This window comes from Oscillibacter sp. ER4 (assembly GCF_000765235.1).
Lineage (GTDB): Bacteria > Bacillota > Clostridia > Oscillospirales > Oscillospiraceae > Hominicoprocola > Hominicoprocola fusiformis.
Map to the genome: position 1 here is coordinate 1 of NZ_JPJG01000125.1, position 12,538 is coordinate 12,538.

The window sequence follows — 12,538 nt, forward strand, 5'->3', positions numbered from 1 at the left end:
CGAATACTGGCGTAAAATAATGAAGATTGGAGTGCTGCAACAAGTAGGCTCCAATCTTTACATTTGAGTGGAAAAATTTCTGGAAGTTAAGACATATTTGTGCCTCTTTCTTTTATATGGATTAGAGAATTAGTATATGTATTTAATCCATAGTATAGCACATGAAAATGAAGAATGCTGTCGAATTATTGTATAACAGAAAAAAACTGCGCATATTTCAGCGCAGTTTTGGGAATCCTGTTATTATCTGTTTTCTTTTTCCTGCTGAATCATCAGCTCGACCATTTGAAGAATGCGCTTTTGAGAGTCTTTCGGGAGCGTAGCCAGCTCCTTTGAAAGCTGAGAGGCTTTGTACTCCGTGGAGTGTTCCAGCACATCACAGAAGATTGCATCTGCGTTGGTTTCGAGCGCGTTCATCAGCAGAACCAGCTTCTCGCAGCGGGGAAAAGATGCACCGCGCTCTACGGTGGAGATGTAGTTTGTGGTCAGGCCGGTCTTCTCAGCCAAGTCCTCCTGCGTCAAGCCCAGCCGCTCCCGGCATTGCTTGAACCGTTTGCCAATTCTTTTATCAATCATGACATTATACCGTGTCCCTTTTCTATATTGCTCATGATAATTATATGGATAAGAGGCATAGTTATACAGAAACGCTAAACCGCAGACTATGTATTAGCGTTGTAAATTCGATGAAAATTATCAATTTGGACACAAAAAAAGAGCCTCAGCCGACACCCAAACGGGCATCGGCTGAGGCTCCGGCATAGGTAATTCAGATAAAGGTGCGAAATTGACTTTTATGCCCGTTCTGGCGGACTTTCCTGTGTGGATGAGAAAACATACGGGGCTGCTTCCTGTCGCGGCTTACAGCGGATAAAAAGCCGTTTTTTCGACCTTTATTCCGACATTTTTCTTCCCCCGTCTGTCCTCTTCGAGAGGAATGACGGACACGCCACCATGTCTACCCGGAAACTCTGTTTACATGGCCGAACGCAGCGGCGGCAGACCTCATTGTATTTCCGTCTCCCGTCTGCATCCAGAAAGAAGGACCATTCGAGCTTCCACTTCTGACTTGTACTCATAGATCACGCTCCGGTTTCCGCTCTTTATGAGGTTTGGCCTTATCCTCATGCGGTTCTGTCTTTGCCGCCTTGAGCCTGTCCATGATGGATGTCTTCTCGGGAGCTTTGGATTCTGTCTCTTTCGGACCGTTGTTGATGATCCCGTCAATCATGCCGTAATCATCCTCAGTGGACATCTCAGCCGCTTTCAGGTAATTCTCGCGTTCCAGAGCAGCTTTCCACTCGACCTTCTCCACGCCGAAGATTCCGCCCTTAGCAGCATGGTCATGGATTTCCTTGGCGTCCAATACCATTCCTTCGGAGTTGTCGGCATACAACCGGTAAACAGAACAGGTCTTCATAACTTCGGCAGCAGCCTCTTCACGCATGGGAAGCATCCCGCCCCATGCGTAGCCGTATTCCTTCATCTCCGCTGCTGAAATAGAAGGATCCGGCATCCGGTCAACAGCCATGACTTCCTGACGGAGAAGATCAACCGTGTGTTCATCGAACCCGTTATACACATCGCTCAGAGAGAGCTTGCCGTGTTCATCCACGATGAGACAGGCAGCTTCATCGCCGTAGGCATCATGCTCCATCAGGAAAAAGGTGTGGCCGTCAACCTCCTTGTTATCAATGGTGTGCCATGTCCCCACATGGCCGGAAACAGCCAGACCGGAAGTGTCCATGTTTACTTCAAAATCCTTCTGTTCCTTGGCTTCCTGCTTCTGTTGTTCCTCGGAGATCATGGGAATGGCAATTATTCTGTCTCCCAGCTTTGCAAAAACCTCCGGCTGCTCGAACTGATGGGAATATTTGAGCGCCAGATCACCGGAGAGAGAGCCGAAGTTGTCTTCGGTCAGTCCGGCAATAAGGAAGGTTCCGGCAACGATGTCATAGACCTCTCCATCCTCATCACGCAGGGCGCGGTTCAGGGGAAGACCTTCAAACTTAGCTTCCTCGTTGCAGATCAGAGCAACCGGGTCATCGTAGGGATAGACGGCCTGAATATAACCGCCAACCATGCCTTGCAGAGACTCCAGACCGGAGTCAATCTCTTCAATGCGCGGTTTCTTTCCCGGCTCAACAACCACGACGAGGATTTTACCGGGATCGTCAAGCTCTTCTCCGCCGCCCGTCACCCGGTATTCATCCGGGATGTCATCCAGTGTACCGTCATAGAAGCGGTTCCAACTGTCACCGGTCTCCCGGATATATCCGGCATCTGTCATTTTTCCATTCTCATTGATGGCGCAGTCTTCACCGAACCGCTCAAAATCAATGTAGTCCACGAAGCTGCCAAAACGGTTGTCTTCATTATAGCCGCCTTCCTCAAAATAAAAGCGGCCAAGATCGTCATGGTCTTTGATACCGGGAAAGAAGTCGTAGCGATCCAGATTGTAGGTCAGGTTGATGAGGTCATCAATGTCGCTGACTTCATCGCAGCCGCTCTCCATGATGGCAACAAACTTTTCCTGATCGTATGCGGACATCTCATCCAGCAGGGAGGCAAAATAGTTCAGCTTGTCGAGGCTTTCATATTCACCCAGCAGCTCTTGAACCCCGTAGATGGGACATTCGTAGTCGGTGATAAACCATTCCTCGTAGACATGGCCGAACTCATCTGCCGAGCCGATCCCGATACGCTCAAAGACCTTCTGTATCTCTTCCTCGGTTGTCGGGAACTTCACCCATTCACCGACCAGCTTACCCTCGTTGTACTTTCCAAGGTTCGTGACAAACGCCTGAAAATCATCTTCCATAACAGGCATGGGCATCCTCCTTTCAGTCATCCATCATGCTGTCCGGCGCGATATAGAGCGCGTCGAACTCAGCATCAGACATTGCTTCCAGCTTCCGGACGGTTTTGAACAGCAGCTCTTCCATCTCTTCATCCAGCTCGTTCAGAGGGAGATTCTTCATCTCCGTGATGAGCTTCCTTCGGCTGGATGTGTCGAAGCAGCACATCAGATTGGTTTCTTCCACATTGAAAGTCATATCAAATCTCCATTTCTTTAGATTTCGGTTTCTTTTCGAGCTTCGGTTTAGGTGCATCCTTCTCGGCCTCAGCCTTGCACCGCTTGAGCTTTGCAAGAACGGAGTGCTGCGGCTGATCGTTTCCATGTTTCCGGTCAAGTGCTGCCCAGAGGTTTTCGGTGGGCGCTTCCTCCACATAAAGGCGGACAATAGCGGGTGCCTCATGGATTGTCCGGGGCTGCTTCGGATCGGTGATGTCTGTCAGCCGGACATCATTTGCCGCAAAGTCAACGCTTTCAACCCGGACGGTTTTTCCATCCATGCCCATCACCATGCTGACCGGGATGAAATCCTCCGCCCGTAAATCCTTCACAACCTCCTGCTTGCCGTCGGGACCGGCTTGCGTCAAATAGACATCATTGCCCCGTTCCCACAGCTTTTTCGCCTTAGCCACCCATTGCTCCTGACGAAAGCCGGTGACAGAGACTTTGCCGCACCCCTCAAGCTCTTTTGTCAGCAGCTTGGAGCCGAGAACAGGTGCGGCTTTCTTGGCGTCCTCGCCGTATATCTCAAAGTAACCGTTCTGAGCAAAACAGACGATGGAATCAGGGTGTGCCTCCTTGACCTCGTTATAGGCGGTCTGCGCAGAGAGCGGCAGCACCTCCAGCATTTCCTCGGCTTTCCCGTGCCGGACTGCAAGCTGATGGATATGCTCTTCGATATTCCCGGGCTGTGCATGATAACTTGCTTTGAAGCGTTCCCGGCGAAGGATCATGGCAAGCTCCTGTTCGCTTTCCGGCAGAAATCCGACCGAGCAGATTTTCCCGTGTGCCTCTTCCAGCTCTGCGGCATCTCTGCGATAGGTCTTGAACGGGAGATAATAGGTGCTTCCGTCGCTGAAGGTCACGGCTGCTTTATCAATCTCCACGGTGAGCTGCTTCATGCGGTCAACATGGGCAGCATAATCCAGTTCAATCAAGTTTCCGATGACAGTACCGTCTCTTGTCCCGGTGATCTCAACCGAATAGGCCAGAATGGGATCGCCGGTCTGGTCATGGTAGAACTCCCAGGTCTTGTTCTCAAAAGTATCTTCGATGTAGACCTCCCGTTCCCGGAGAAGATAGGTTCCGCTGGGACGGGACATCCAGAGAAGATGCTTGTCCTCGGAATAATCAGAGGCCGCGAGGCTTTGAAGGAGCTTGCGATCCAGCTCAAAGTCCTCCTTGTAGTGTTCGGTGTGAATGTCGGTGATCTGCTGCAAGGCGGAGATCAGGTCAATGTCTTCAAATTTCATCTTCATCACTCCAATCCCATATCATGCGATTTGGTTCTGGCCGGAGCTTTCTTTTCCGGCTGCGACTTGGCAGCGGCCTTGAGCTGGTCACGGATAGAAGGCTTCTCCTGCGTCTTCTCCTGCCTGACATACTCAAGCGTAGGTGTCAGCTCCCGATAGCACCCCTGCGTCTTCTTTGCCGAATAGCGGCGGTGAATGGCAAACAGCGGCTCTCCGTTCTGTGTGACCGTATTGCCTTCAATCCTGACCGCGTTCTGCGCCATAATCTTCTGAGACTGCACAGAGGCTTTAACCGTTGACCTCATGCCGTCATTGGCATAAGCGATACGAGCCTTGAGCGTGTCCATTACGGCATCCCTGATCTGTTTCTCATCGGATGTGAGTCGATGCTTCGGTGAAGCTGCCATATCAGACGCAGGAGTAGAGATTGTCTCGTGATGTTCCTGAACCTCTTCGGGCAGCAAATCCTTAAACTGATTGATAAAAAGGTTTACCAAGCCCGGATGTGCCTGACCGATGATAAAGGATTCGCTGTTTTCCTCGCAGACAGAAATCTTTCCTGCCCAATCTTTATTCTCCGAGTGATACCTTCCGTCGTGGAGACTGTGCTGCACCGTATTTGCCAAAACATACTGAACACACTCTTCGGAAAACTGTTCAAGAACCGTTTCAACTGCAACTCTCGTGGCAAGTCTGTTATCAGCATAGTTCTCGCTGATCGCTTGCTCAATCGCATCTGCACAGGCAATGTTGGCATCATAAGAGGCGCGGTAAGCATCCAGCTCACCGGCTTCATAGGCGTAGTTTGCTGTCTCACGATAGACCGGGACATCCAGATATGAGGGTTTTTCCTTGCGAACCGTCTCGGGCATATCATGAGTCTGCTCCTGAGATTTCTCTGCCAGCAGCACCTTGAGCTTGGCGTCAATGCTGTCAATCATCTCGGCTGCGGTCTTACGGATGGTTTCCAGCGAGCCTTTCAGCTCCTTGGTTTCCTTGTCTGAGGACCAACCGGCGATATAGCCGAAGGAGTAATCGGAAGTCTCAATGCCGTAACGCTGGCAGACGGTGTACGCCACACTCTCGGCCTCAACCTCCTTGGTATGACGATCCTTTTTGTCCTCGGGAGCTGTCTTCTCGTCCGGATGGATAGCATGGAGCTTGGCATGGGCAATTTCGTGAATTGCCGTTTTGACCGTCTGAATCTCACTCATGCCCTCCTGAATGGCAATACGGCTTTCAAGCGGAGAGAAGTAACCTTTTGCCCCGCTGGGGATGTCTTCAAAAGCAATGGGGACGGGAGACTCCTGCTTCAAAGCCTCGAAAAAGGCAGCGTAGTTCTCCACGCTGCCGGAAAGCTCATCCACAATAATGTCGGGAAGCTCCTTGCCGTCGGTCTGGGAAATATCAAAGACGCTTACCACCTTGAACGCGGGGCGCATCACTTCCACAGTCTCGGTGACAGGCTTTCCGTCTGCATCCAGAATCGGCTTCTGTGTCGAAGGATCAATCTTTTCCCGTTCCTCCTTCGCCTTGTAGGGCGCAGGGGCGAGTATCTTGATCCCTTTTTCTCCCTTCATGACCTGACGGTCAAAGTTGCGCTGCCATGAGGTATATCCGGCAACATAGGTTGCCTCCGGCTTCTGCATGGCGATGAGAAGAGTGTTGCTGAATGAGTAGTGATAAAACTTGGACATCGTGCGGAGATACTCCTTGAATCTCTCGGATTCAAACAGCTCCTTGATGCCCTGTTCCAGCTTGTCCGTGATCTCGCGGACCTGCTGGGCGCTTCTGTTTTCTGCCATTTGATACCTCCTTATTTTTCAAACTCCATCTTGAAGCTGACATATTTTCCGCCCGAGTCATCCAGCCGAATGACCGCATCGTAGAGCTGAGGCCGCTTTGGTGTGTAAAGCCCGGTCACCCGGCACCAGCCCTTGTCCAGCAGCTCTTTGGCAATCTTTTTGGTCAGCTTCTTTTTCTTGCTGGAAAAGAACTTGTTGTCCTCCCACAAACAGAAGGAACACGCCTTGCTGGAACAGTAATAGTTACCCTTGCCCACATAGACAGGTGAGCCGCAGCGGGGACATTTGCCGATAACTTCTTTCCCGGTGTCAAAGCGGTTTGCCTCTGCATCAGAGAGGAATGGATATGCTTTGACGAGCGAGGCGGTCATATCCACGATGCCGGAAAGAAAGCCGCCCGCATCGGCCTGACCGCGCTCGATCTGCATCAGAGTATTTTCCCATTCCGCCGTCATGGAGGGAGAAGTAATCTGTTCCGGCAGTACACATACAAGGTTCATCCCATCCTTGGTAGGCACAATGGATTTACCCTTGCGCTCTGCATACCCGCCTTTGACCAGCTTTTCGATGATCCCTGCGCGGGTGGCCGGAGTGCCAAGTCCCTTCTTCTCGGTGTCTTCCTCGAAGTCTTCATTTCCGGCGGTCTCCATTGCTGCAAGCAGGGTGTCTTCCGTAAACTGCTTCGGAGGGGTTGTAAAATGCTCTGTGACACTTGCAGATACAGTGCTGAGTACATCTCCTTCATTGACATTGGAAAGCACCTTTTCGGGTTCCTCTTTCTCTTTGGCCTTGAGAGCAGCCTTAAACCGCCGCTCAACATCTTTCCAGCCCTCCTGAACAACACTTTTGCCCTTTGCGCTGAAATCATGGCCTTCACAGGAGATCGACACGGAGATTTCATCATAGATATGCTTCTCTCCGGTGGCAGACAGAAGACGCATGGCAACCAGTCGGAGAATCTTCTGTTCAGCCTCCGGCAGCTCGGTGATGTCCTGCTTCTCAAGCTGGACGGTGGGAATGATGGCATGGTGGTCAGTGACCTTAGCATTGTTGGTAATTCGCCTGATGTCAGGAGCATGATTCATGCCGTCAAAGACCGGCAGCTTCCGACAGATGATGCCGATGACCTGACGGGCCGTGCCGTCCATATCCTCCGTGATAAACTGACTGTCCGTGCGCGGATAGGTCAGGAGCTTCTTTTCGTAGAGAGACTGCACGAGATCAAGGGTCTGCTGGGCAGTGAAACCGTAATATCGGTTTGCCTCCCGCTGCAGGGTGGTCAGATCGTAGAGCTTCGGGGGATTGACCGTCTTCGTCTCACGCCCGACAGAAGAAACGACGGCCTGTTTTTGATCACAAGCCGCCGCAATCGTCTTTGCCTCTTCTTCGGTTTTAACCTTCTCCATGTCGGCGGTGAGATCGCCGCCGCTTACATGGACATTGAAGTATTTCTCTTTCCTGAAAGTGCTGATCTTTCCGTCGCGCTCTGCCAGCATCGCCAGCGTGGGAGTCTGGACGCGGCCAACGACCAGCTTTTTGTGATAGAGTGTGGTGAACAGACGGGTGCCGTTGATGCCCACAATCCAGTCCGCCTTTGACCGACAGAGGGCAGCTTCATAGAGCCGGTCAAACTCGCTGCTGTCCCGCAGATGAGCGAATCCCTCCCGGATAGCAGAGTCTTCAAGGGAGCTGATCCAGAGGCGCTTGAAGGGCTTGGTGCATCCGGCTTTGTTGTAGACCAGCCGGAAGATCAGCTCACCCTCGCGCCCCGCATCGGTGGCGCACACCAGCTCGGTAACGCGCCTGTCCTGCATCAGGTCACGCAGCACCCTGAACTGTTTCTCCTTGTCCTTCGGAATCTCATACAGCCATTCCTCCGGCACGATAGGAAGATCCTCGTACCTCCACTTGGCGTACCGCTCATCGTAGGAAGCCGCATCCGCAAGCTCCACAAGATGACCGACACACCATGATACGATGTAGTTGTTTCCTTCGAGATAGCCGTCCCTGCGGGTTGTGGCTCCCAGCACCTTTGCAATGGACTGTGCCACACTCGGCTTCTCGGCAATGACTAAAATCAATCTGTAACCTCCTTCAAAAACAGATGCAGCCCCTCGCATTTCTGCAAGGGGCCGCTGTCAGGTCTTATTCCTCGTCATCCTCCGATTCATCATCGGCAATCTGAGGCTCTTCATCCTCGTTGATATAAGGCTCTTCCTCGTAGCCTTCATCGTCGAAAAAGTCCATATCCTCATCCTTCTGCTTCTTGCCGCGAACGAACTTGATGTAGTAATAGCCCGCGCCTCCGATGCCGACAACAGCAATGATCACAATAATCATGCCCATATTGCTACTCTTCTGGGTTGCCTCATCCTCCACAGGCTCAGGCTCTTCGGCAGGAGCCTCCGGCTCAGAGACAGTACCGGTACACTCACTCATATTGTTTTTGCAGACAGGGCAGGAAGTGTTGACACGACCGGCCTCGCATCTTTCGGTACAGGTACAGGTGGTCAGCGCAGCCACGGAGTCCTCATCCATCAGGGCAAGCAGATCGCTTTCATCCACCATGTTCAGGAAGTAGGTCTGATACTGTTCCTCTTCCTCGTTGATGGGTGCATCGTAGTCGATCACGACATAAAAGGTGTTGCCGCTCTTCGTCTGGATGGTGATAAACTGCTTGTTGGTAGTTTTGTCATACAGCAGATCGCGGGTGTAGGCGTTGCCCTCATCGTCAATCGGTTCTCCTTCTGACAGCGTCTCTGCGGGCGTTTCCGGTTCAGTCATCTCGTCCGGCTGCGTTGCCTCAGTCACGGGAAGATTCTGTTCGGTGTCATCCGCATAGGCAAACGCAGTCATGGAGAAGCTGCAAATCAGCAGGGCGCAGAGCGCCAGCATGGAAAGAACACGGATCCCTTTTCTCTTAGTCATTCTCAGATACCTCCGTCTCAGTAATTTCGGGGACAGTCGTACCGCCGGTCTTCATGGCAGACAGGAACGACATGATTTGATCCTTGTCCATAACCATAGCACGGACGGTGTTGATGATTTCGAGGTTTTCCATCTCGGTTTTCCGGTCATACAGCTCCTTGAGCTGTGCCTGAAGGTCCTCGATTTTCTTTTCGGTCTTCGCAATCTCGGCGCAGACCTTCTGATATTTGGGATTCATAGAATGCTCCTTTCTTTTAATAGGGCGGTCTTCCAAAGGCGTAGAAATGAGACTGCCAGTAGGAAGAGCTGATGGATGTGTACTGGATGGGATCGCCGCAGTGCAGCATTACATTGTCACCGACATAAATGCCCACATGGGACACGCCGGGAGTGTCGTAGGTTCCCTTGAAGAAAATGAGATCACCGGGTTTTGCGTCAGCTTTTGAAACCAGTGTGCAGATATTGTAAAGCCCCTGCGCACCGAGCCGTCCGGTGTTCACCAGTCCGCTGTTGGTCAGAACATAAGAAACAAAGCCGGAGCAGTCAAAGGAGGTGCTGGGGTTGCTGCCGCCCCATACATAGGGATAGCCCAGGTATTTTTCCGCCTCTGCAAGCAGTGTTGCAAACCGCTCATCGCTCAGATACTCCGCTGGAACCTCATAATCGCTGGGAGGGTTGGTGATATATTTGTCCACATAGCCGGATGAGGGAAACAGGTCCTCCCGGTTGCCCAGCACAGACATATAGGTGGCGTACATGGATAGCTCGTCCTGCCCCATAATGTAAACGGGGACATGGCTGAGATTGAAGTTTTCCAGCGTCACATTGCAGATGTAATAAGAATACGGGACCTGAACGGTGTACTCATAGTCCTCTTCATAGCTTTCGCCGGTGTCCGGGTCTGTGACCGTCCTCGTGCCGGTCCGGGTTTCTGTCCGGTATCGGGTTTCGACGATGACCTCTTCGGTGAGGATGTACTGCTTCTCAAAGAGCATATCGAGCGTTCCCTGAACCTCGGAGAGCGTCCATTCGCCTTCATGAAGGGCAGAGAGAATGGAGATCAGGACATAGGGGTCATGCTCAATGTCATCCAGATCGAAGTGATACTCGTCATAATCGTGGGTGGCCTCGTAGTTATCCAGCTTCGCTTGCAGCTCTGCCTCCATCCGGCAATACTGTCGAAGTAGTTGAGGAAGTCACACCAGTTTTCAAAGATGGCGGTCTTATCCTCGTTCTGGGCAAGCTGATAGTTGATGTCGTTGTAGCGGATGGTCTTGGTGTAGAGCCGGTGATTCACCTTGCAGATACCGTCCTGGCACATCTCCACATAAGGAATGGTCTGCTGGGCGGACTTGGGGATTTTCTTTGCCTTCTTGTCCTTTTTCTTCTGCATGACGATCTGCTTCTTTTCCGCAGCGGAAAGAGCGTCACCGTACACACGACCGTTTTTCACGGTTTTCTTAGGCGTTTCTGCCTTTTTGGTGCTGTTTGTCAATCTGCAATTCCTCCTGTTCCTTGATTTCACGCTGGATGGCAGCGTAGAGATTGTTTGTGCGGTAGGGACGCACCTTGTCCCTCAGAAACATGGACTTGATCACATGACCGAGGATTTTTTCAGCCGGTTGTCCGTCCTTCTCATAGAGAGCGAAGAAGATGAACGGGAGCATCATCACGACCATCAGCATTGCCGCCGTGGAGATGCCGAGGCTGGGCTTGGTGAGAAAGTACATGGGAACACCAACCGCAGCAGCCAGCGCAAAACAGATGATCTGCCGCTTGGTCAGGTTGAACATGACTTTGGTTTTCACGCGGTTAAGGTCCTTCGGGACCGGTACGAATGCCATTTTCTGAAACCTCCTTTCCGAGAGTTACATCGCTTTCCACTTCGTTTCCCCATACATCCCAGCCCTCCGGGGACTGTCTGGCGAAAAGCTCAATGCGGGGGAGATCGCCCATGAGCTGAACAATGCGGTCACGGGCTTCATCCGGCTTTTTGCTGTGTTCCTCCACATGGCTGAGAATGACCTGACGGACACCGGCGTTTACCCGCCTCGGATGTCCTTTTGTGGCGAGAATACAGATTTCAGCATTTGCGCGGGTCCAGTAGCCCATGCCGGTGAAGAGATCGTCATTTTTCCGGTTCTGCTTCACCCATACGAAAGCGACGGTTTTATATGAAAATCCCCATGCCTCAAGCACTTCGAGAGCTTCATAGAGACATGGGAATGTGATCCACAGAAACAGAGCGCAGTCTTTGTCGGCAAGCTCACCAACAGGTAAAGCCTTGATGTCTTCAATGCTCATCGTCGGGTAATGGCTTTCCGCTGATCGTCCCTGTCCCTTTTTTGAATAGGTCCGATACGCCCAAGGGGGATCGGCATAGATGATGCTATACTTTTTCATCCCGCCGACCTCCTTAATGCGCGTTGAACAACGACTTCGAGAGGCTGCCGGTTTTGAACAGCGAGAAGCACAGGATAACTGTGTATGCAGCCACCGAGAACAGAGCCGAGTGAATGTTGGCCGCGATGATCATGTTGTTGATGAGAACGGCATAGATGCCGACGCAGATCATGATGAGGAAGCCTTGGAATGCCAGGGCGAAAAGGCCCTTGAGGTAATTCGTTCCGATGCTGCCCCACTCGCGGTTGCTCATCGTAGCAATAGGGATAGGCGCAATGCTGACAGTGCAGTAAATCTCGATCATTCGTCCGTACAGGATGACTGTAATCAGGATGGACATGATCTTGAGGCACAGGCTGATGACCAGAGTTTCAATAGCAAGGCCGAGCAGTTCACCAACACCCATTGCTTCCATACTCGTTCGCATGGTGTCCAGCGTCGAGGCAATGTCAATGTTTGTGGTGCCGTGAATGACTCCGGCTGCGCCCGCAACCACGGTCTGTCCGATGTCGAATACTGCCATCACGATGTCAAAGGTATTGGTCACGAGGTAGATTGCAACAGCCGCCTTGAAGAACCACTTGAAGAACATCCAAGTGTCCATGTCGTGCATATTGTTTTTCTCCGTGATCATGGAGATCAGCTCGTAACACAAAACGAAGGTGATAATGATACCGGCGATGGGGACTATCACGCTTTCGGATAGTCCCCGGATCATCGAATAGATGCTGCCGTTCCATGTAGAAGGGGTTCTTCCGACCTCTCTGGCGATGGTTCCAACCTTTTCATTGACATCGGTGAACATATTGGTCAGGTTGCTTTCGATCATGCCGATGAGCATTTCCTTGATGGCTTCTGTGATTTTTTCTAAGATACTGCCCAATATTTCACCACCTTTCGGTTAAGCTGGGCTTGCTGGATTAGAACAAACCGGACAGAAGAGGGATCAGCGTAGTGCCGATGAGAACCACACCGCCACCGGCCATGAGCTGCTTGATGCCCTGAGACTTTGTTTATGTGCGATAAAGAAGTAATAGAAGTGTAAAAAATTTTGCCGTTCCTATCCGGCACTT

General features: G+C 51.6%; 11 protein-coding genes and 3 pseudogenes. All 14 read right to left on the reverse strand.

Annotated features, from left to right (window positions below; all coding sequences use genetic code 11):
• Positions 1-243: 243 nt before the first annotated feature.
• On the reverse strand, positions 244-576 hold the full coding sequence (locus tag NI20_RS0113570) for a helix-turn-helix domain-containing protein (protein WP_033121922.1): 333 nt from the start codon (positions 574-576) through the stop codon (positions 244-246).
• A 499-nt stretch (positions 577-1,075) separates the two neighbouring features.
• On the reverse strand, positions 1,076-2,830 hold the full coding sequence (locus NI20_RS0113575; protein ID WP_197055414.1) for an antirestriction protein ArdA: 1,755 nt from the start codon (positions 2,828-2,830) through the stop codon (positions 1,076-1,078).
• A gap of 13 nt (positions 2,831-2,843) precedes the next feature.
• Positions 2,844-3,056, reverse strand: coding sequence for a transposon-transfer assisting family protein (locus tag NI20_RS0113580; protein ID WP_033121924.1), 213 nt, complete (start codon positions 3,054-3,056; stop codon positions 2,844-2,846).
• A 1-nt stretch (position 3,057) separates the two neighbouring features.
• Entirely contained in the window at positions 3,058-4,329 is a 1,272-nt protein-coding gene (locus NI20_RS14370) for a hypothetical protein (protein ID WP_197055415.1), read from the reverse strand.
• Positions 4,330-4,334: 5 nt separating this feature from the next.
• Positions 4,335-6,134, reverse strand: coding sequence for a DUF3849 domain-containing protein (locus tag NI20_RS16075; RefSeq protein WP_033121925.1), 1,800 nt, complete (start codon positions 6,132-6,134; stop codon positions 4,335-4,337).
• A gap of 11 nt (positions 6,135-6,145) precedes the next feature.
• Positions 6,146-8,215: a DNA topoisomerase 3 gene (locus NI20_RS0113595; protein WP_033121926.1), complete on the reverse strand. Its 2,070-nt coding sequence runs from the start codon at positions 8,213-8,215 to the stop codon at positions 6,146-6,148.
• 64 nt (positions 8,216-8,279) lie between these two features.
• Positions 8,280-9,062 carry a DUF4366 domain-containing protein gene (locus NI20_RS0113600; RefSeq protein ID WP_033121927.1) on the reverse strand — a complete coding sequence of 261 codons (783 nt, stop codon included), beginning with the start codon at positions 9,060-9,062 and terminating at the stop codon, positions 8,280-8,282.
• Positions 9,055-9,300 (reverse strand): DUF4315 family protein, encoded by a 246-nt coding sequence (locus NI20_RS0113605; RefSeq protein WP_033121928.1) that lies wholly within the window; start codon positions 9,298-9,300, stop codon positions 9,055-9,057. The genes NI20_RS0113600 and NI20_RS0113605 overlap by 8 nt, the downstream gene beginning before the upstream one ends.
• A gap of 16 nt (positions 9,301-9,316) precedes the next feature.
• A pseudogene (locus tag NI20_RS0113610) lies at positions 9,317-10,240 on the reverse strand (C40 family peptidase); the annotation flags it as partial.
• Positions 10,237-10,557, reverse strand: a pseudogene (locus tag NI20_RS14860) (VirB4-like conjugal transfer ATPase); the annotation flags it as partial. The pseudogenes NI20_RS14860 and NI20_RS0113610, both read right to left, overlap by 4 nt.
• Positions 10,523-10,906 (reverse strand): PrgI family protein, encoded by a 384-nt coding sequence (locus NI20_RS0113615; protein WP_033121929.1) that lies wholly within the window; start codon positions 10,904-10,906, stop codon positions 10,523-10,525. The pseudogene NI20_RS14860 and the gene NI20_RS0113615, both read right to left, overlap by 35 nt.
• Positions 10,875-11,465, reverse strand: a complete 591-nt coding sequence (locus tag NI20_RS0113620) for an MT-A70 family methyltransferase (RefSeq protein ID WP_033121930.1) — start codon at positions 11,463-11,465, stop codon at positions 10,875-10,877. The genes NI20_RS0113615 and NI20_RS0113620 overlap by 32 nt, the downstream gene beginning before the upstream one ends.
• A 13-nt stretch (positions 11,466-11,478) precedes the next feature.
• Complete coding sequence (locus tag NI20_RS0113625) at positions 11,479-12,348, reverse strand: VirB6/TrbL-like conjugal transfer protein, CD1112 family (RefSeq protein WP_033121931.1); 870 nt, start codon at positions 12,346-12,348, stop codon at positions 11,479-11,481.
• A 37-nt stretch (positions 12,349-12,385) separates the two neighbouring features.
• A pseudogene (locus tag NI20_RS16080) lies at positions 12,386-12,475 on the reverse strand (Maff2 family mobile element protein); the annotation flags it as partial.
• Between the last annotated feature and the right edge of the window lie 63 nt (positions 12,476-12,538).